Origin of the sequence: Saccharothrix sp. NRRL B-16348 (genome assembly GCF_001280085.1) — a bacterium.
Taxonomy (GTDB): domain Bacteria; phylum Actinomycetota; class Actinomycetes; order Mycobacteriales; family Pseudonocardiaceae; genus Actinosynnema.
Window position 1 is genome coordinate 153,006 of sequence record NZ_LGED01000200.1, and the last position, 19,934, is coordinate 172,939.

Below are 19,934 nucleotides of genomic sequence, written 5' to 3' on the forward strand. Positions count from 1 at the left end.
GCGGCATCGGCACTTAAACTGAACAGTGCTGTTTGACTTGTCGTCGCGTACGGTCGTACCGTAGCTCGACAGTGGTGTTCGACTTAACCGAGGGAGATCCGGTGTCGCAGCCATCGGGCACGCAACACGGACATGGGCACGGCCACGGGCACGGGCACAGTGAGGCACCGGCGGATCCTCGTCGCTGGCGGCTGCTCGTGCTGCTGTGTCTCGCGCAGTTCATGGTGATCCTCGACGTCACCGTGGTGAATGTCGCCCTTCCGGTGATCGAGTCCGACCTGGATCTCGACCGGGCGGCCGTGCCGTGGGTGGTCACCGCGTACACGCTCACGTTCGGTGGGCTGTTGATGCTCGGTGGACGTCTGGCGGACCTCGTGGGGAAGCGCCGTATCTTCCTCACCGGTTTGGTGATCTTCACATTGGCGTCCGTCGGATCCGGTCTCGCAATCTCCGGCACGATGCTGGTCGTGGCACGAGGGCTGCAGGGCGTAGGAGCGGCGATGCTCTCGCCCGCTGCTCTGTCCATCATCACGACGACCTTCGCGGGTGCCGACCGCAACCGTGCGCTGGGTGTGTGGGCGGCTATCGGTGGCGCGGGTGCCGCGATCGGGGTACTGCTCGGAGGCGTGCTGTCCGCGGGTCCGGGCTGGGAGTGGGCCTTCTTCATCAACGTCCCCGTCGGCGTCGCCGTGTTCCTCGCCCTTCCGGCGTCCAAGGTGGACGGTCGTGCACACGACGGTTCGCGGCCCGACATCGCAGGTGCTGTGCTGATCACGGCGGCGGGCGGCCTCATCATCTACGCGTTGATCAATGCCGGAGGTGCCGGCTGGGGAGCGGTATCCACGTTGGTCCCGCTGGGCGTCGGCATCCTGGCCGCTGCCTTGTTCGTCGTGGTTGAGCGCAAGGTGGCCGCACCGCTCGTCCCCTTGGTCCTGCTGCGGCGGCGTCCGGTGATCGCGGGCAACCTGGTAATGGTGGCCGCCGCGGGCCTGCTCATCGCCAGCTTCTTCCTCGCGTCGCTCTACGCACAGCACGTCCTGCGCATGGGACCGCTCGAGACCGGCCTGCTGTTCCTGCCGGTCGCCATCGTCATCACGATCGGGGCGCACCTCGGTGCACGCATGATCACCGCGTCCGGGTGGCGGCCGGTGGCCGGGATCGGGTTCGCGGTCGCAGCGGTCGGGTTCTTCCTCTTGTCGCGCGTGCCCGCGGACGGGTCGGCGTGGGTGCACCTGCTCCCCGGTTTCGCGATCGCCGGCGCCGGTTTGGCGACTACCTTCGTCACCGCGACCACGAGTGCGATGACCGCCGTCGAGCACAGCATGGCAGGCGTCGTATCGGGACTGGTCAACACAGGGCACGAGATCGGCGCAGCCCTCGGTGTCGCGTTCGTGGCCGCGATTGCGGGCGCGGGCGTCGAGGGCGCTGTCGAGGCCTCGGCCCAGGTGCAAGGATTCGGCTCGGCGTTCCTCGCCGCCGGCATTGCGGCCCTGGTCGCCGCAGGGCTGTCGGTGGTCCTCCTACCGGCGGGGAAGCCTGACCCCTCGCACGGTCCCATGATGGCCCACTAGCGCGGGAGTCGACGCGGCCCTGCCTTGGACGTCTGTCTGACAGGGCCACGTCGGCTGGAATCTCGCAGGTGGAGCGCGAAGCGTGGTCAGGAGATGTTGGCGGTGAGGCGGAGTTCCTCGCGCAGCCGTGGATCAGCCGACGCCTGCTTGACGAAGTGCATCACTGCGGCTTCGCCGTGCTGGTGGAGGACACCTCTTACCGCCAAGGCCGCCTCGTCCTCGGCGGCCGGGGAATAGACGAAGCTGCGGCCTGTCCGCTTGCGGATCGCGGCACCCTTGTCGGTCAGCCGCTTGAGCACTGTCAGAACGGTCGTGTACGCCAACGGCATGTCGCGCTGCTCGTTGATGCGTAAGAGGACATCCCTGACATATAAGGGACGTTCCGTCGACCAGAGTACTTCCAGGATCTTGGTTTCCAGGTCTCCGCGCATGTCCACCTCCTCCGTCGCAGACGGCGCGGTCGACTGCTGCACGCCGTCCTCCGGCCCCAGTCCGGGGTGTACTACTGGGTGAACATACCCCAGGGGGGTCGGGTGTACGACTTGGTGAGTGGAACGAGCCGAACCGACTACCTACAGTAGTAGGTGATGAGGATTCGCGTACCGGCTGTGCCACTTCCGGCGGTATACGGACACCTTCTGCGACCACATGACCGTGGCCGGCTGATCATTCCCTGGCGCTGACCAGGAGGTTCGCCTCCGGCGCTGCGGCGAGACCGGTGCGCAGTGCGCGCAGGCGGTTGGTGAGGTGGCTGAACTGATCGGGCGCGAGCGCCTGGTCGCCGTCGCACAGTGCGGCCGCGCCTTCGTGGTGGACGTCGACCAGGATGCCGTCGGCGCCCGCGGCAGCTGCTGCCAGGGCGAGTGGCTCCACGAGTTCACGGCGTCCGCTGGCATGACTGGGGTCGACGACGACCGGCAGGTGACTCAGGTGCTTGACCAGGGCTACGGCACTGATGTCCAGGGTGAAGCGCGTGGCGCCCTCGAAGGTGCGGATGCCGCGTTCGCAGAGCACGACGTCGGCGTTGCCCTCATTCAGCACGTACTCCGCCGCGTGGAGCCACTCGTCGACCGTGCAGCCGAAGCCGCGCTTCAGCAGCACCGGCCTGCCCGCGAGCGCCACCTCCTTGAGCAGGCTGAAGTTCTGCGCGTTGCGGGTTCCGACCTGGAGGATGTCGGCGACTTCGGCTGTCCTCTGCACATGCGCGACATCGGTGACCTCGGTGACCACCGGGAGGCCGGTGGCCTCCGCGGCCGCGGCCAACAGGGAGAGCCCGCGCTCGCCGAGGCCCTGAAACGAGTACGGCGACGTCCGTGGTTTGAAGACCCCACCTCGCAGCACCGTCGCGCCGCTTCTCGCCACTTCGTGTGCGATCGTCGCCAGCTGGTCCGGGCTCTCGACCGCACATGGACCCGCCATCACGACGAACTCTCCGGGGGAGAACGACACGGTGCGGTTGATCCTCACCGTGGTGGGCGCCCCCGTGCTGGACGCGCTGACCAGCGGGGGAGTGGCCGTCACGTCCTCGACGTGTTCGACGGCCGGGTTGGCCGCGAGGAACGCCGCCAGCTCCGCTGTCGGCGCTGTGTTCGGCACGTACACCACCGTGCGGTTGTGCAGGGTCCGGCGGTTCGGGTGGTAGCCCCGTCTGTGCAGCGCGTTCACGAGTTCCTCGTGGTTCTCGCTTGTCGTGCCGAGGTGAAATCGCGCGAGTAACACGACCACGTCCTTCGGTTTCGGTCATCGCGATGTTCCGGGTCGTCCCGCAGGTCGCGCCGGAGAAATGACCGGGGACCGCGTCCAGTGTGCTGGGCGATGGTTAGCGGGGCAACCCGCCGTTTGGTTGAAGATGGCTTTCTACAAAACGGTAGTCGCGGCCCTCCTCTACGTCTTCGTAGTAATTGCTTGCGAGAATGTCGATGCCTTGACGTGCTTTACGAACGGTGATTACGGTCAATGGCACCTGAACTCGAGGGGGTTTTCGGTGCACCGATATCGTCGACGCGATGTCCCAGGGTCCTTCGATCCACTGCGTCTGGCCGGGGCGCTCGCCCGTTCCGGGCTGTTCGACGACTACCTCGTCTACGAGCGCGGCGGCGAGTGGTGGTTCGCGGGTGACGTCCTCGGTATGGTGTCGCTCGACCGCCACAACGTGACCGCCCGTTCGGCCGATGGGCGGGAGTCGGTCAGCGGGTGGAGGGACAGGCCGCTCGACGCGGTGCGCGACGCGCTGGAGAGTCTCGACGTCGAGCACTGGAACGCCTTCGGGTGGACCGCGTTCGAGTTCGCCTACCTCGGCACGGACCTCGCTGACACCCTCGGCGCACGACACGTGATGGAGTTGGTCGTCCCCCGCGTCGAGGTCCGGCTGGGTGCCGAGCAGGTCTCGATCCGTGCCGACACCGATGCGCGTCTCAGTGCGATCGTCGACCTGGTCACCGGCCCGGTCGAGACGCTGCCCACCGGGCACAGCGCCGCGGTGGACGTCAGGTCTGTGGGACGTGCCGGCTACCAGGAACGGGTCGGTCGAGCCGTCGACGACATCCAGCGCGGCCGATTGCAGAAGGTGATCCTGTCACGCACGGTGCCGATCGACTTCCCGGTCGACGTGGTCGCGACCTACCTGCGGGGCAGGAGCAGCAACAACCCCGCGCGGTCCTTCCTGCTGTGCCAAGGCGGCAGGCGGGCGATGGGATTCAGTCCCGAAACCGTGTTGGAAGCGGACTCCGACGGCGCCGTGAGCACCCAGCCGCTCGCGGGCACCCGAGCACTCGACGGCACGCCGGAGGCAGACACCGCGCGGCGGGAGGAACTGCTCGGCGACCCGAAGGAGATCTACGAGCACGCGATCTCGGTCAAGATCGCCGTGGAGGAACTGACGCCGTTGTGCCGACCCGGCTCCGTCGTGGTCTCGGACTTCATGACGGTCAAACGGCGCGGGAGCGTCCAGCACCTGGGCTCACGAGTCGACGGGCGGTTGATGCCGACCCTGACCGCCTGGGACGCCTTCCAGACGCTGTTCCCCGGTGTCACGGCCTCCGGCATCCCGAAGCTCGCTGCCTATGAGCGGATCGTCGACCTCGAAGAGCAGCCGCGTGAGCTCTACGCGGGCTCGGTGCTGATGGTGAGCCATGACGGATCGATGGATGCCTGCCTGGTGCTGCGATCCCTGTTCGAGCAGGACGACCGGGCGTGGTTGCGCGCAGGCGCGGGCATCGTCGCGCAGAGCACGCCGATGCGGGAGTTCGAGGAGACGTGCGAGAAGCTGGGCAGCGTCGCACCGTACGTCGTCGCACGCAGCCCGCAGCCGGAGTCCTGACATGCGGCGGTGGGGGCGCGAACTCGCGCCCCCACCGCGGTCAGCTCTCCGACACCTGCAGTCGCAAGGCCTTCTTGTCGATCTTCCCGACTCCGGTCCGAGGCAGGGTGTCGACCACGCGGACCAGGTCCGGCGCCTTGTAGGCGGCGACCCCTCGTTCGCTCAGGAAGGCGGCCAGTGTCCGCACATCCGGTGCCTTGCCCTCCTTGGGCACGATGAACGCGCAGGTCCGCTCACCCATGATCGGGTCGGGTGCCGCCACGACCGCGGCCTCACGGATCCCGGAGTGAGCGGCCAGGTGCTCCTCCACCTCCTCTGCCGAGACCTTGTCGCCACCGCGGTTGATGACGTCCTTGACCCGGCCCTCGACCACCAGGTGACCCGTTGCCGTCAGCCGGACGAGGTCGCCGGTGCGGTAGAAGCCGTCGTCGGTGAACGCGCTCTTGTTGTGTTCATCCGCGCGGTAGTAGCCGCGGAGGGTGTACGGCCCCCTGGTGAGCAGGTGCCCGATCGCTCCCTGCTCGACGTCCTTGTCCTCGTCATCGACCACGTGAATCTCGTCCGCCGGTGACAGCGGCCGTCCCTGGGTCGACAGGATGACGTCCTCGGCGGCGTCCAGTTCGGTGTAGTTGAGCAGCCCTTCGGCCATGCCGAAGACCTGCTGGAGTCGGCAGCCCAACGCCGGTTCCACCCGGCGGGCCACCTCCACGGGCAGCTTCGCCCCACCGACCTGCAGGAGCCGCAGGCTGGTGAGGTCGTGTTCGAGCCACTCGACGGCCTCCGTCCACACCGCCGCGAGCGGCGGCACGAGCGCGGTCATCGTCACCTTCTCCCGCTCGATCAGGGCGAAGGCCGATTCGGGCGACGGGTTGTTGGTCAGCACCACCCGACCGCCCGTGGCCAGCACGCCGAGCACCCCGGGACAGGCCAGCGGGAAGTTGTGGGCGACCGGCAAGGCGACCAGGTAGCGGGTGTCCTGGTCGAGACCGCAGAGTTCCGCGCTGGCAGTGGCGTTGTAGATGTAGTCGGAATGGGTTCGAGGGATCAGCTTGGGCAGGCCGGTCGTGCCCCCCGAGAGCAGGAAGAGCGCGACGTCGAACGGATCCGGCCGGGGAAGGTCGACCGGATCGGCGTCGACGTCGGCGAACGCGGTGTACTCGGAAGAGACGCCGCTGACCAGGACGGTTCTCACCGTCGGACAGGACTGCTGCACCACGCGGGCCAGAGCCACGTAGTCGAAGCCCTGGAACTGGTCCGGCACCAGGTACGCGACCGCGTCGGACATCCGGCACAGGTGGACGATCTCCGTCGACCGGTGCGCGGGCAGGGCGAACACCGGCAGCGCGCCGAGGCGGAACAGCGCGAGGCTCGCCACGATGAACTCGACCGTGGTCGGCAGGTGCACCACGACGCGATCTCCGGCGTTGATCCCCTGCTCGCGCAGTCCTGCCGCGAACCGGTCCACGCGGTGGTCCAGTGCGCGGTAGGAAACCCGCCTGTCGTCCTCGACCACCGCGATCTCCGGACCGAAGCTGTCGGCACTGCGCCTGAGCAGGTCCCCCAGCGTCATGTCCGGCCAGTACCCCGCGCTTTTGTACCGCTGCGCGAACTCCTGCGGCCACGGCGTGCATCCCGTGAGCATGAGTCACTCCTCTGAAAGGGTCGGCTGATCCGGGTGACTACAAAACCGTAGTAAAACGTGAGTTGCTCGACTGATTATATGCAGCCGATCACTACGGTCCTGTAGTATTTCCGGCATTCCACGGAATGGCCGAAGACGTCGCGGCCGATGCGTGGTAGGAAGTTGGCATGGCTGATGCGCTGAACTCAACCGGATCGAGTGCCCGGCTGAGCCTGAAAGCGTCCGTGGCCGGACTTCTCGGCACGTCGGAGGATTCGCTCGACGAGAACGTCGATCTCATTTCCGAGGGTCTGGACTCCATTCGGATGATGAAGGTCGTCGGCACCCTGCGCAAAGCGGGTGTGCCGGTGAGCTTCGCCGAACTGGCCGAGCGGCCCACGCTGGGGCACTGGATGGAGCTTGTCGACCGCCACGCGGCCGCACCGACCGCGGCGCCGCAAGCCACTTCGGCGACCGCGGCCGACGACACCACGCCGTTCGACCTCACTCCCGTCCAGCACGCTTACTGGGTCGGCAGGCGTGAGGAGATGGCACTGGGCGGGGTCGGCTGTCACGCGTACTTCGAATTCGACGGACGCCTGGTGGACCCCGACCGCCTCGACGACGCCGTCCGCAAGGTCATCGCCCGACACGGCATGCTGCGCGCCCGGTTCCTGTCCGACGGCAGGCAGCAGATCACGTCCTCGGCCGATTGGCGTGGACTCACCGTGCACGACCTCCGGTCGACGGAGCAGGTCGAGGAGCGTTTGCGCGAGATCCGGGCGGGCCTGTGCCACCGCCGGATGGACGTCGAGCACGGGCAGGTGTTCGACGTCCAGCTCGCGCTGCTGCCCGGCGATCGCACCCGCATCCACCTCGATGTCGATCTGCTGGTGGCCGATGTGGCGAGCATCCAGGTCATCCTCCGGGACCTGGCGATCGCCTACAGCCGACCGGAAGATCTCCCCGGTAGCCCGCAGTACTCCTTCGCCGACTACCTGCGAGACTTGGCGGCGACCCGTGCCGAGCCCAGGCGGCGAGCGCAGGACCACTGGCGGGCACGTCTGGCCGAGATGCCCACCGGAGGACCTCAGCTCCCGCTGGCCCGCGACCCGGGGCAGGTGGAAGCGCCTCGGTTCTCGCGCCGAACCTTCACCTTGTCGCGGGACTCGTGGGCGACCGTGAAGGGCAGAGCCGCGGCGGCAGGGGTCACTCCGGCAATGGTCCTGGCGACGGCGTTCGCCGAGACGTTGGCAGCGTGGAGCGCTCAACGCAGGTTCCTGCTCAACGTCCCGCTGTTCGACCGTCAGCACCTGCACGATGACGTGCCGGAGATGGTCGCGGACTTCACGAACCTGTTGCTGTTGGAAGCCGACATGACGGCGGTGGCTCCGTTCGCTGATCGGGTTCGTGCCCTGCAAGGCAGGTTCCGCGCCGATGTCGCGTTCGCGGAGTACTCCGCGGTCGAAGTGCTGCGCGACATGAGCCGCGGGCTGGACGGCGAGCAGGTGGCCGCACCGGTGGTCTTCGCCAGCAACATCGGCGGTGAGTTCGTCGGTCCGGAGTTCACCGATGTGCTGGGGCGCTTCGAGTGGATGCTCTCGCAGACCCCGCAGGTGTGGCTGGACCACCAGCTGTACGAGATCGACGGCGATCTGCTGCTCGCTTGGGACGTGGTGGACGAACTCTTCCCTCCCGGGCTGGTGGACGACATGTTCGACGCCTACCGCGGGTTGCTGCACTGGCTGGCGGACTTCGGCACCGACTGGTCGAGTCCTGTCCCGATGCTCGTGCCACAACGCCAGCTGGCCGCGCGGGCCGCCGTCAACTCCACGGCCGCGCCGATCCCGGACAGCCTGCTCCACGAGCCGTTCGTCACCGTCGCCCGCGCCGAGCCCGACCGGGTAGCGCTCATCCTCGCGGACGGTGAGCAGGTGTCCTACGGAGACCTGCTGCACCGCGCAGGTGCCGTGGCCCACGCCGTTCGCGCCGCCGGAACGACTCCTGGTGACTTGGTCGCGGTGGTCCTGGAGAAGGGATGGCCGCAGATCGCCGCGGTGCTCGGCACGCTGATGGCCGGCTGTGCCTACGTCCCGGTCGACGGCAACCAGCCTGCCGTCCGGCGCGACCAGATGCTCAATGACGCGGGTGTCGCGGTCGTGCTCACGGACTCGGCCGGTGAGAGTGGAGCCTGGCCTGCAGGACTCCGGGCAATCGCCGTGGACGCGCTCACCCCCGCCGAGCCGCCCGTCGGAGACGCCGCCTCGCCGGACGACCTGGCCTATGTGATCTTCACGTCGGGTTCGACGGGCAGGCCGAAGGGCGTGATGATCAGCCATCGCGCCGCCCGCAACACCATCGAGGACATCGACCGGCGGTTTGCCATCGGCCGCCACGACCGGGTGCTGGGCCTGGCGAACCTCGGGTTCGACCTCTCGGTCTACGACATCTTCGGAACCCTGGCCCTGGGTGGCACCCTCGTGCTGCCGAGCCCCGCGCGCCGCGGCGACCCGTCACACTGGGCGCACTTGGTCGCCACCGCCGGTGTCACGGTGTGGAACTCGGTTCCAGCGCAACTGCAGATGCTCAACGACTTCATCGAGGGACCGGCACCCGAACTGGCGAGCCTGAGGTTGGCGATGCTGTCCGGCGACTGGATCCCGGTCGGGCTGCCGGACGAGATCCGGGCGAAGATCCCCGGCCTCACGCTGATCAGCCTCGGCGGTGCGACCGAGGCCGCGATCTGGTCGATCTACTACCCGATCGACCATGTGCCCACCGAGTGGACGAGCATCCCCTACGGCAAGCCGCTGGCGAACCAGAGCTTCTACGTGCTCGACGACGCGATGCGGCCTGTGCCCGACCTAGTGGCCGGTGAGCTCTACATCGGCGGTGCCGGCGTGGCGCTGGGCTACCTGGGCGATGAGGCCAAGACCGCTGAGCGGTTCGTCCGCCACCCGGAAACCGGCGAGCGCCTCTACCGCACCGGCGACCTCGGCCGGTACCTGCCGGACGGGAACATCGAGTTCCTCGGTCGCACCGACTTCCAGGTGAAGGTCAGGGGCCACCGGATCGAGCTGGCCGAGATCGAGGCAGCCCTGCAGTCCGTGCCCGGGGTCGCGAGTGCGGCCGTGATCGTGGACGGTGACCGCAACGACCGCCGATTGGTCGGCTTCGTCTCCGCCGCACGCCGTGCGCCGCTGCCGGAGTCCTCTGACGGCCGAGCGGAGCTCACCGAAGTGGTCCAGGACGCGACCTCCGGCATCGAGGACGAGACGGCTCGCATCGACGTCGCACGCTTCCGACGTCACCTCGACCGAGCCCAACTCCTCGCCATGGCGCACGCGCTGCGCGGGCACGGGTTGTTCCCCGACCCCGGCACAGTGCACACAGTGGAGGAAGTCCTCGACGGAGCCAAGGTCGCACCCCAGCACCACCGACTGGTTCGGCGCTGGCTCCGGGTCTTGGGCGAGGAGGGTGTGCTGCTGGCGGCCGACGGTCACTACCGCATGCCGCAACCGGTCACCGCCGAGGCCGTGGACGACGCGTGGCGGCAGGCCGACGAGGCTCGTCCGGCCTTGGTCGTGCCCGACGACCTCATGTGGTACCTGAAAGTCAGCATCGACCACCTCCCGGACCTGATGCACGGTGACGTCGAGCAGGTCCAACTGTTCTTCCCCGAGGGCAGGCTCGACTACGCGAAGGCGATGTACGAGGAGACCGCGATCGCGCGCTACCTCAACCAGGCGACGGTCGCCGCCATCGCAGAGCTCGCGCGGAATCACTCCGAGCCACGCCCGTTCCGCATCCTCGAAGTGGGCGCCGGAACCGCCGGCACCAGTCGAGATCTCATCCCGCTCCTCGACGGCTTGGACGTCGAGTACGTGTTCACCGACGTCACGGCCTTCTTCCTCACCGACGCTCGTGCGCGATTCGGCCACTTCCCCTGGATGGAGTTCGGCACCTACGACATCAACGAGGACTTCCGGTCGCAGGGACTCGCCGCCAACTCGTTCGACGTGGTGCTCTGCGCTCACATCCTGCACAACGCCCAGGACATCAGCCGGACGATGCGGCAGCTCCGTGAGCTGACTCGTCCCGGCGGTGCCGTCGCCGTCCTGGAGATGACGCACGAGCACCACGAAATGATGACCTGCATGGAGTTCATGGTCCGCAGTGACGGTGACTTCGACGATCGTCGCCGCGGCCGTGATGAGCTGTTCCTCGCCCGTTCGGGGTGGATGGAGGAGATCGAGGCCGCGGACGGTCGTTGTGAGGCGATCTTCCCGCCCGATGGTAGTCCCATGCGCTCGTTCGGCCAGGACTTCTTCCTCATCAGGGTCAAGGAGGATCGCGTCGATCTCGATGCCGACGAGGTGCTCGACGCCTTGGCCGAGCGGCTTCCGGAACACATGATCCCCTCGGAGCTGCAGATCGTCGACTCCCTGCCGTTGAGCGACAACGGGAAGGTCGACCGCAAGCGCCTCGCCGCGTGGACGATCCGAGTCGACGCGGCGGCAGACTCGGTGCGGGCCGAACCCCGAGAGGGGACCGAGCGGCAGCTGGCGGAGGTTTGGGCCGAAGGTCTCGGCAAAGCCGCCGTGAGTCGCGACCGCACGCTGGCCGAGCTGGGCGGCGACTCGTTGCTGACGGTGCGCATTGTCCGCCGAACCCGAGAACTTGTGCCCGCCGCGGCTGGTGTGGAGTTCCGGGACCTGCTCGGGCGCATGCTCCGGCAGCCGACGATCGCCGACCTCGCGGCCTGGTTGGAGGCGCGGTCTTGACGTGGTCGGCCGATGTGGGGACGGACGCCTGGATCCGCTGCTTCCGCCGACGGCGGCGCGCTGCTGTCCGACTGGTGTGCTTCCCCCACGCCAGTGGCTCGGCGGGTTACTTCCGCCCGTGGGCTGCGCTGCTGCCCCCTGACGTCGAATTGCGCGCGGTGCAGTACCCCGGGCGCGAGGACCGCATGGACGAGCCCATGCCGGAGACGTTGACCGCCATGGCGGTGCAGATCGCTGCCGCGCTCGCCGCGAGGGACCAGCGCGACCTCGTCCTTTTCGGGCACAGCATGGGTGCCGTGGTCGCCTACGAGGTCGCGGTGCGGCTCGCGGGTGGGCACGGCCCGGTGAACCGGCTCGTCGTGTCCGGCCAGCCGGCCCCGCACATGACGCGGGACGATCGGCGCAACGTCCTGGGCGACGACGAGCTGATCGAGGAGTTGGTCGACCTCGGCGGTGTCGAGCGGCAACTCCTTCGCGACGATGATGTGCGGCGCTTGCTGCTTCCCGTCGTCCGCGCCGATCTGCGGTTGATCGAGTCACACCGCTACACCGCGCACGATCGCCTGCCGATTCCCGTCTCGGCGTTCACCGGCACCTCCGACCCGGAGGTCACCGAGGAAGAAGCCGCGGGGTGGGAGCGGTACACACGCGCGGGATTCGACCTGCACAGGTTCGAGGGCGACCACTTCTACCTCACTGCCCAGCGCAGGCAAGTGGTCCAGAGGCTCTGTGCCGTTCTCGGCGTCGGTGCGGCTTCGGCCTGGCCGTCCACTCCCTGAACCGAGCATCATTCAATTCCTACAAGGCTGTAGTTTTATGCTGTCGTGTATTACGACAGCCTTGTAGGAATTGCCGAATCGGTTGCGGCCCTCAGAGTCGTCGTGTTAGGTTCCTCGCCATAAATTGGGAAGTGATTAATCGTCCACTGGTCGAATCCTGGGTCTACTCATGTCCGGATTCGAAGGGAAGTGGTTATCCTGGCGTCGACTGTCTTCACCGACTTTGACACGACATTGGCCGAGGCACTGGACGAAGTGCTCTTCGAAGTGCCCTACAGCAGTGCCGCCCAGTTCCACGAGTACTACGGCTCCGGTGCGCCGCCGCGCGGGCTCGGCATGGGCTGTGCCTGGCAGACCTTCGAGGTGTCGCGGCTCGTAGAGGTGCGCAGCGGCGTCAAGGCGACTTACTTGTTCTCCGGACGGCACGTCGCGGCGGTCTACCAGCAGCCGGATCGGATGACCGTGCTCGACCCCTACCTGCCGCACCGGCGGCCGATCGTCCTGCGGCGTGCCGATGTGGTGGACGGCGCGGTCACGGTGGAGGCGGACGCGTACCCGTTGCGCGTGACCGCGACCGGCGAACCGGCTCCGTCCAAGGTCCGGATCACCTGGACACCGTCCAATGGCACGGTGCACAGCGAATACAGCCGGTATCGGCCTCGGCTGGGACATTACGCCACCTTCCGGGCCTTCACCTTCAAGCCGGGTTCCGTGCTGCCGGCGTTCCCGCCACCGCGGGGCCTGGTCAAGCGGTTGTTGTTGCACGCGGAGCAGAACAACCTGTCGATCCGGGTCATCGACCGCGAAGAACTGTGGATGCGGGAACTCGTCCTGCCGTTCACCGGCCGTGACCGCGCGGATCTCGCGGACCCGCGACACCTGATCACCAAGGACAACCAGGGCAAGGTCAGCGAGGGCGGGACCGAAGGCTTCCTGCGGGACCTCGACGCCATTTGCCACATCGTCTCGAAAGATCCCGACGAATTGGTGGCGTACCTGCTCGACGCGGCACGGATCTACCAGGAGATCGCTCCTGCCGATCTCGAAGTCCCCGATTACCCGGTGGAGGACGAATGACCGCCGTGCCGACGACCCGCACCCGCTCTTACTTCCTCGCCGGGCTCATGCAGGGCGCTCGTCCCGGCGCCGAACTGGCCGACCAGGGCTACCGCGGTGCGCTGCGTGAGCTGATCACGCGGCGCGACCCGCAGGCCGTGGTCCACGACCCGATCGAGATCCTCACCGGTTGGTTCGCCAACGACGAGGCGGAGATCCGCGCAGCGCACGCCGCCCTCGCCGACCAGTCGGTCATCCACCGCGACACGCTGCCGGAGCCGGTGCTGCGGCTCATCGAAGGCTTCCACCACCTCACCGGCCTCGCTGCCGAGTCGGACGTGTGCGTGGCCTGGCTCCCGGGCCGGGAGCCCAGCATGGGCACCGCGGCCGAGATGCAGCGCGCTTACCTGGCGGGCCGGACGGTCGTGGCCATCACCGAGATGCGCCAGACCTTGGCGATCCTCGCCTGCTCGACCGTGATCGTCCCGAACCTCGAGGCGTTCGCCGACTGGCTGGAGATGGGCGGCGAATCGTTGTGACGCCGGTGCGCGCCGTCGACAAGCCGCGCGAGGCGTGCGGGGTCGCGGGGGCGTGGGGCGGACCGGACCAGGATGCCCCCGACCTGGTCCGGAACATGCTGCTCGCGCTCCAGCACCGCGGGCAGGAGGCGACGGGCATCGCGCTGTCCACGCCGGGCGGGCTGGTGCTGCAGGCGGGGAACGACCAGGTCGCGGTGGTGTTCCCGGAGGGTCGTCCGGTCGGCAGGTCGACGGGCGCAATCGGTCATGTGCGGTACGGAACGGTACGAGCCGGATCCGATCGCCCACAGCCCGTCCTGGCCGGTCCGGCCGGTAGCCGACTCGCCTTGGCGCACAACGGGACGCTCGTGGACGCCGCAGACGTGGCGGAAGAGCACGGTGTGGTCGCCGGTTCGGACGTGACGGACAGTGAGACCCTCGCCGACCTCCTCGCGACGGTCATGACCCGCCACGACATCGACCTGTCCACCGCGTTGCACCGGGTGCTGCCACGACTGACCGGCGCCTATTCGCTGGTCCTGACCGACGGTGACAAGCTCTACGGCGTCCGGGATCCGCACGGATTCCGGCCGTTGTGCCTCGGTCGGCTGGACGGGACGTGGCTGCTGGCATCGGAAACGGCCGCGATCCGCGCGGTCGGTGGTCGTGTGGTCCGCGAGCTCGAACCGGGCGAGGTCGTCGAACTCGACGGTCTCCGGCTGCGCAGCAGCAGGGTCGACGTGGTGGAGGCCCGGCAAGCCCGGTGCCTCTTCGAGTACGTCTACTTCGCGCGTCCCGACTCCGAGTTCGGCGGACGAAGTGTGTACACGGTCCGCCACTTGGCAGGCCGGACGCTCGCCGAGGAAGCTCCGCCACCGCCGACTGGTGCACCGCAGGAGCTGGTCGTCGTCGGGGTTCCGGAAACGGCGCGGGTCGCCGCCGACGGCTACGCGGCCCAAGCCGGGCTGCCTGTGGTTCAAGGGTTGATCCCTCGCGCGGGCGCGAGCCGGACGTTCATCGAGCCCAACCAGGGCGCTCGGGCACGCGCGGTGCGGACGAAGCTGGCCGCGGTGCCTGCCGCCGTCGAGGGCCGGGACGTGATCGTGGTCGACGATTCGGTGGTGCGGGGGACCACGCTGCGAGCGATCGTCGCGCTGCTCCGTGAAGCGGGCGCCCGTTCGGTGCACGTGCGGGTGGCCTCACCGGCCTACCGGTTCCCGTGCTGCTACGGCATCGACACCGGCCGGCCGGAGGAGCTCCTCGCGGGCACAACCCCAGACGAGGACATGACCGCGGCCCTGGGCTGCGACAGCCTGTCCTTCCTGACTCTCAAAGGACTCCTGGCCGCGGTAGCCGGTGACCGGGACACCGTGTGCGCCGCGTGCCTGACCGGTCGTTACCCCACCGCCGTGCCGCGTTCGTGGCCCGTCCCGCATCCTCCTGCCGCCGTCGGAACGACTCAGGGACTGTGACTGACCCATGACCAAGACGAGCAATCACCTGGAAAGCCGCGGCGGGCGTCGATTCGCCCGCAACTACGAGAGCCTGGCCGCCGAAGCCGAGCGCCGTTGGATCGGACCCCTCCGGGGTCGCATGCTCAACCGGCTTCGCGGACACGTCCTGGAGGTCGGCGCCGGAGCGGGCGCGAACCTGCCCTTCTACTCCGAGGACCTCGATCTCGTCGCCGTTGAACCGTCGAGCACGATGCGCGCGCAGTTCGTGCGGAACGCCGAGAAAGCCGGTCGGCAGGTCAAGGTCGTCGACGCGACGGCCGAGCGGCTCCCCTTCGACGACGACAGCTTCGACGCCGTCGTCTGCACGCTCGTGCTGTGCAGCATCGCCGACCTGGACGAGGCGCTGGACGAGATCAGGCGGGTCCTCAAGCCGGGCGGCGAGTTGGTCTTCCTCGAACACGTCCGCGCGTCCGGCCGAGTCGCGGGTGCGTTGCAGGACCTGGTCACGCCGATGGTGCGCCGCATCGCCTTCGGGTGCAGGCCGAACAGCCGCAGCGTCGACGCCATGGCTCGCCACGGGTTCCTGGTCGAGATCGTCGACCGGCTGCCGAGGCCCTGGCCGAGGTACCCGACGAACTCGCCGTACCTCATCGGCATCGCCCGTCCCGCGCCTTCGGACAGGTGATGGACATGGATTCGGTGGCCCTCGGCCCGGCACAAGCCCTCACGCAAGCCGCCGCGCTGCGTCCGGACGACACGGCGATGACCTTCGTCGACTACGCCACGGACCGCGCGGGTGTCACCAGTTCGTTCAGCTACCGGGAGCTGGACCAGGGCAGCGCCGCGGTCGCGGCGTCGATGCTGGAGACGGTCGACCGCGGTTCCCGCGTCGCGATCCTGTGTGGGCACGACGTTGACTACGTCATCGCCTTCCTGGGCTGCCTTCGCGCGGGCATGATCGCCGTTCCGCTGTTCGCCCCCGAGCCGTTCCGCCCGCAGGACCGGCTGGTGAACGTGCTCGCCGACTGCGATCCCGAGATCGTGCTCACCGGCACCGGCCACCTGGAGACCGTGCAGAAGCTGCTCACGGACCTCCCCGGGCTGCCCAAGGAGGTCTTGCCGGTCGACGTGCTGCGAACCGTCGGCATCCCGGCCCAAGGACCCTTGCCCGCCCTGCCGGACGGTGATGTCGTCGCGTACCTGCAGTACACCTCCGGGTCGACCAGGAAGCCGGCCGGTGTCCAGGTCCTGCATCGCAACCTGACCGTCGGCGCGCACCAGCTGGCCGCTGCGGTGGAAATCGGCCCGTCCTCACGCCTGGTCAGCTGGCTGCCGTTCTTCCACGACATGGGCCTGATGTTCTCCCTGGCCGTGTCGCTGGCCACCACGACGCCGGTGACGTGCTTCTCCCCGCTGGCGTTCATCCAGCAGCCGCGCCGCTGGCTGGAGCTGCTCACCACGCAGCGGGCCACCCACACGATGTCGCCCAACTTCGGGCTCGACCTCTGCGTGGACCGGGTCAAGGGCCCTCGCCGCGAGGGCCTCGACCTGTCCGCCCTGCGAGTGCTGGGCAACGGCTCCGAGCACGTCCGCCCGGACACCCTCGCGCGCTTCACCGAAGCGTTCGAGCCGTTCGGTTTCCGGCACTCGGCCCACTGCCCGGGGTACGGCTTGGCCGAAGCCACTCTGGTGGTCACCGCCGACGAGGTCGGGAAGGAACCGGTCGTGGGAGTGTTCGACCGCGCCGAGTTGTCCCGCGGCCGTGTCAGCGTGGTCGAGGACGATGACCCGAACGGCCAGCGGCTCGTCTCGGCGGGTCGTCCTGTGCAGCAGGAGGTCCGGATCGTCACACCGGAGACGGGTACGGACGCTCCCGCGACGGGCGTGGGCGAGATCTGGGTGCGAGGCGCCAATGTGTGCGCTGGGTACTGGCTGCAGCCCGAGCGGTCGCTGGAGACGTTCGTCGGGAGCGATGACCGGGACGGCTGGCTCCGGACGGGAGACCTCGGATTTTCGCTCGACGGCCGGCTGTACGTGGCCGGGCGGCTGCGTGACCTGATCATCGTCGACGGCCGCAACCACCACCCGGCTGACATCGAGATGACCGTGGAAGAGGCGTCCGACGGCCTGCGCGCGGGTCGGGTGGCCGCGTTCGCCTGCGAGGTCGATGAGAGGGAAGCCCTCGTCGTCGTGGCCGAGCTGGCGGCCCCGGCATCCACCCTGGACTTCGACGCCGTCCGCAGGACCGTGCGAGCGGCGGTGTCCGAACGGCACGAGGTCCGGGTCCACGACATCGTGCTCGTGCGCAAGGGCGCCGTGCCGGTGACGTCCAGCGGCAAGTTGCGCCGCCAAGAGTGCAAGTCCCGCTACCAGCGCGGTGAATACCAGGGGGCGGCATGACGTCGATCCGGCAGTGGCTCGTCGAGCGCGTCGCGGCGCACGCCGGCGTCCCGGCGGCCGAGGTTGATCCGGACCGGCCCTTCCTGGAGTACGGCATCAGTTCGCGGGACGCGGTGTCGATGGCGGGCGAGCTGGAAGAGCTCCTCGACCGCCCGGTCGACCCGACCGCGCTGTGGCAACAGCCAACGGTGCGCAAGCTCGCCGAGGCCTTGGCCGGTGAGCAGAACGCCGCTCCCACCGCCGTCGCGCCCCGGGAGGCCAAGTCGACCGGTGCCGCGGTGGTCGGGATCGGCTGCAGGCTCCCGGGCGGGCTCGACTCGGCCACGGACCTCTGGCAGTTCCTCATGGCCGGGGGCGACGCCGTGACCGAGGTGCCGGACGACCGCTGGGCGGACTACCGGGTGCGGTCGACCGCGCACGCGGCGGCCGTCGACGGTGCGTCGCGTGCGGGAGGGTTCCTGTCCGATGTGCACGGCTTTGACGCGGAGTTCTTCGGGATCTCGCCGCGCGAGGCCGCCGAGATGGACCCACAGCAGCGCATGCTGCTCGAAGTGGCCTGGCAGGCGTTCGAGCACGCCGGCATCCCGCCGGACGCGTTGGCGGGCGAACGGGTAGGTGTCTTCGTCGGAGCGAGCACCGACGACCACGGTCGCCGACAGCTCGCGGACCTGCCCGCCATCACCGGGTGGACCGGCACAGGATCGGCGCTGAGCGTGCTGGCCAATCGGCTGTCCTACCTGCTGGACCTCCGGGGTCCCAGCCTCACCGTGGACACGGCGTGCTCGTCCTCGCTGGTGGCCGTGCACATGGCACGGCGCAGCCTGGAGGCGGGGGAGTGTGATCTCGCCCTCGTCGCCGGGGTGAACCTGATGCTGTCCCCGGCCGTCACCATCAACTTCGACCGCGCGCAGGTCATGGCTCCGGGCGGGCGGTGCAGACCGTTCGACGCGGACGCCGACGGATACGTGCGCAGTGAAGGCTGTGTCGCCGTCGTCCTGAAGCGGTTGCCCGATGCCCGAGCGGACGACGACCGCGTGCTCGCGGTCGTCCAGGCCAGCGCCCTCAACCAGGACGGCCGGTCGAACGGCCTGATGGCACCGAACCCGGCCGCGCAACGAGACCTCCTCGACGAGGTCTACCGCTCGGCCGGAATCGATCCGCAGGCCGTCTGGTACGTCGAGGCCCACGGCACGGGAACGCCGCTCGGGGACCCCATCGAAGCCGGGGCGCTCGGGGAGGCGCTCGGCCGGCGCAGGCCCGCTGACCGTCCGCTCCTGATCGGGTCGGTCAAGTCGAACCTGGGCCACCTGGAGGCGGCTGCCGGCATCGCCGGCATGGCCAAGACCGCGCTGTCCCTGCACCACGGATGGGTGCCACCGACCGCGCACTACCGGTCGGGCAACCCGCGGATCGACTTCGACGGGCTGAGGTTGCGGGTGGTCGACAGGCCCACTCCGGCGCCGGCCGATGCCGTCGCCGCCGGCGTGAGCTCGTTCGGCTTCGGCGGCGCGAACGCCCATGTCGTCCTTACCCGGCCGACCGACTCGTGAGAGGCACACCATGGACTTCGGCACGATGATGATGGTCACCGACTTCTCCTGGGACGCGGCCTCGGTCGCCAGAGCCGTCGAACAGCAAGGGTTCGAGTCTTTTTGGGTACCTGAGCACACCCACGTCCCCGTCAGCATGAGCAGCCCTCATCCCGGTGGTGCGGAGGTGCCTCCGGAGACGCTGCAGGGCGTCGACCCGTTCATCACCCTCGCCGTCGCCGCCGCGGTGACGACGACGCTGCGGTTGGGCACGGGCGTCTGCCAGGTCCCGATCCGCAACCCCATCCAGCTCGCGAAGCAGGTGGCCAGCATCGACGTGGTGTCCGGGGGACGGTTCCTGTTCGGCGTCGGGACCGGGTGGAACCACGAGGAGATGCTCAACCACGGCGTCGACCCGAGGACCAGGACCGCCCAGTTCATGGAGCACATGGCCGTCGTGAAGCGCATCTGGACGGAGCACGAGGCCGCGTTCGAGGGCGAGTTCGTGAAGTTCGACCCGCTGTGGTCGACGCCCAAGCCGGTGCAGCGCCCGCACCCGCCGATCCTGGTCGGTGGAAGCGGCCCGCGGGTGATCGACCGGGTGCTCGAACTCGGCGCCGAGTGGATGCCCTGGCACGCCCAGCTCGACGACACGTTCGCCGACCAGATCACCGAGCTGCGCGGACGGGCCGCCGTCGCGGGCCGGATGTCGGTTCCCGTGACGGTCTTCGGCGTACCCGCCGACGAGGAGGTCATCGCCGCCTACCAGGAGGCGGGGGCGTCGCGCTGCGTCCTCCCGCTGCCGCCTGCCGGCGAGGAAGAGGTCGTGTCGATGATCGAGTGGTACGCGGAAGTGGCGCAGGAGTTCCAATGATCACCGACACGTCCAGCCAAGGCGGTATG

14 protein-coding genes are annotated in these 19,934 nt (G+C 68.7%); 11 read left to right on the forward strand and 3 right to left on the reverse strand.

Features of this window, described 5'->3' with window-relative positions; all coding sequences use genetic code 11:
* Nucleotides 1-71: 71 nt before the first annotated feature.
* On the forward strand, nt 72-1,571 hold the full coding sequence (locus tag ADK67_RS21715; protein ID WP_231648301.1) for an MFS transporter: 1,500 nt from the start codon (nt 72-74) through the stop codon (nt 1,569-1,571).
* Between the two features lie 86 nt (nt 1,572-1,657).
* On the opposite strand, the gene ADK67_RS21720 is transcribed toward ADK67_RS21715, so the two are convergent.
* Complete coding sequence (locus tag ADK67_RS21720; protein WP_053718340.1) at nt 1,658-2,002, reverse strand: BlaI/MecI/CopY family transcriptional regulator; 345 nt, start codon at nt 2,000-2,002, stop codon at nt 1,658-1,660.
* A gap of 235 nt (nt 2,003-2,237) precedes the next feature.
* Nucleotides 2,238-3,296, reverse strand: a complete 1,059-nt coding sequence (gene aroF / locus ADK67_RS21725; RefSeq protein ID WP_331459333.1) for a 3-deoxy-7-phosphoheptulonate synthase — start codon at nt 3,294-3,296, stop codon at nt 2,238-2,240.
* 124 nt (nt 3,297-3,420) lie between these two features.
* Here aroF and ADK67_RS21730 point away from each other — a divergent pair, with 124 nt between their 5' ends.
* Nucleotides 3,421-4,890 carry a salicylate synthase gene (locus ADK67_RS21730; RefSeq protein ID WP_082403663.1) on the forward strand — a complete coding sequence of 490 codons (1,470 nt, stop codon included), beginning with the start codon at nt 3,421-3,423 and terminating at the stop codon, nt 4,888-4,890.
* A gap of 40 nt (nt 4,891-4,930) precedes the next feature.
* Here the strand turns inward: ADK67_RS21730 and ADK67_RS21735 are convergent, their stop codons facing one another.
* Nucleotides 4,931-6,532, reverse strand: a complete 1,602-nt coding sequence (locus ADK67_RS21735; RefSeq protein WP_053718293.1) for a (2,3-dihydroxybenzoyl)adenylate synthase — start codon at nt 6,530-6,532, stop codon at nt 4,931-4,933.
* A gap of 224 nt (nt 6,533-6,756) precedes the next feature.
* On the opposite strand from ADK67_RS21735, the gene ADK67_RS21740 reads away from it, so the two are divergent.
* The 9 genes from ADK67_RS21740 to ADK67_RS21780 all read left to right on the forward strand — a co-directional run bounded on the left by ADK67_RS21740 (nt 6,757) and on the right by ADK67_RS21780 (nt 19,905).
* Complete coding sequence (locus tag ADK67_RS21740; protein WP_197289557.1) at nt 6,757-11,295, forward strand: non-ribosomal peptide synthetase; 4,539 nt, start codon at nt 6,757-6,759, stop codon at nt 11,293-11,295.
* A gap of 74 nt (nt 11,296-11,369) precedes the next feature.
* Nucleotides 11,370-12,074, forward strand: coding sequence for a thioesterase II family protein (locus tag ADK67_RS21745; protein WP_197289558.1), 705 nt, complete (start codon nt 11,370-11,372; stop codon nt 12,072-12,074).
* A 255-nt stretch (nt 12,075-12,329) separates the two neighbouring features.
* The gene (locus ADK67_RS21750; protein WP_197289559.1) at nt 12,330-13,151 is read left to right on the forward strand and encodes a hypothetical protein; all 822 of its coding nucleotides are present in this window, start codon (nt 12,330-12,332) and stop codon (nt 13,149-13,151) included.
* Nucleotides 13,148-13,669: a hypothetical protein gene (locus ADK67_RS52670; RefSeq protein ID WP_053718297.1), complete on the forward strand. Its 522-nt coding sequence runs from the start codon at nt 13,148-13,150 to the stop codon at nt 13,667-13,669. Before ADK67_RS21750 ends, ADK67_RS52670 begins: the two co-directional genes overlap by 4 nt.
* A 5-nt stretch (nt 13,670-13,674) precedes the next feature.
* On the forward strand, nt 13,675-15,120 hold the full coding sequence (gene purF, locus ADK67_RS21760) for an amidophosphoribosyltransferase (RefSeq protein WP_197289560.1): 1,446 nt from the start codon (nt 13,675-13,677) through the stop codon (nt 15,118-15,120).
* 7 nt (nt 15,121-15,127) lie between these two features.
* On the forward strand, nt 15,128-15,787 hold the full coding sequence (locus ADK67_RS21765; protein ID WP_053718299.1) for a class I SAM-dependent methyltransferase: 660 nt from the start codon (nt 15,128-15,130) through the stop codon (nt 15,785-15,787).
* A gap of 5 nt (nt 15,788-15,792) precedes the next feature.
* Nucleotides 15,793-17,502 (forward strand): fatty acyl-AMP ligase, encoded by a 1,710-nt coding sequence (locus ADK67_RS21770; protein WP_197289561.1) that lies wholly within the window; start codon nt 15,793-15,795, stop codon nt 17,500-17,502.
* Nucleotides 17,499-19,052 carry a type I polyketide synthase gene (locus ADK67_RS21775; protein WP_053718301.1) on the forward strand — a complete coding sequence of 518 codons (1,554 nt, stop codon included), beginning with the start codon at nt 17,499-17,501 and terminating at the stop codon, nt 19,050-19,052. The genes ADK67_RS21770 and ADK67_RS21775 overlap by 4 nt, the downstream gene beginning before the upstream one ends.
* Before the next feature lie 10 nt (nt 19,053-19,062).
* Nucleotides 19,063-19,905: an LLM class F420-dependent oxidoreductase gene (locus tag ADK67_RS21780; protein WP_053718302.1), complete on the forward strand. Its 843-nt coding sequence runs from the start codon at nt 19,063-19,065 to the stop codon at nt 19,903-19,905.
* The last annotated feature ends 29 nt before the right edge of the window (nt 19,906-19,934 follow it).

Excerpts from the sequence above, each read along its gene's own strand:
- ADK67_RS21735 (WP_053718293.1), bottom strand. The coding sequence starts at position 6,532 with ATGCTCACGGGATGCACGCCGTGGCCGCAGGAGTTCGCGCAGCGGTAC.
- ADK67_RS21765 (WP_053718299.1), top strand. The coding sequence starts at position 15,128 with ATGACCAAGACGAGCAATCACCTGGAAAGCCGCGGCGGGCGTCGATTC.
- ADK67_RS21720 (WP_053718340.1), bottom strand. The coding sequence starts at position 2,002 with ATGCGCGGAGACCTGGAAACCAAGATCCTGGAAGTACTCTGGTCGACG.
- ADK67_RS21780 (WP_053718302.1), top strand. The coding sequence starts at position 19,063 with ATGGACTTCGGCACGATGATGATGGTCACCGACTTCTCCTGGGACGCG.
- ADK67_RS21770 (WP_197289561.1), top strand. The coding sequence starts at position 15,793 with ATGGATTCGGTGGCCCTCGGCCCGGCACAAGCCCTCACGCAAGCCGCC.
- ADK67_RS21730 (WP_082403663.1), top strand. The coding sequence starts at position 3,421 with ATGGCTTTCTACAAAACGGTAGTCGCGGCCCTCCTCTACGTCTTCGTA.
- ADK67_RS21775 (WP_053718301.1), top strand. The coding sequence starts at position 17,499 with ATGACGTCGATCCGGCAGTGGCTCGTCGAGCGCGTCGCGGCGCACGCC.
- ADK67_RS52670 (WP_053718297.1), top strand. The coding sequence starts at position 13,148 with ATGACCGCCGTGCCGACGACCCGCACCCGCTCTTACTTCCTCGCCGGG.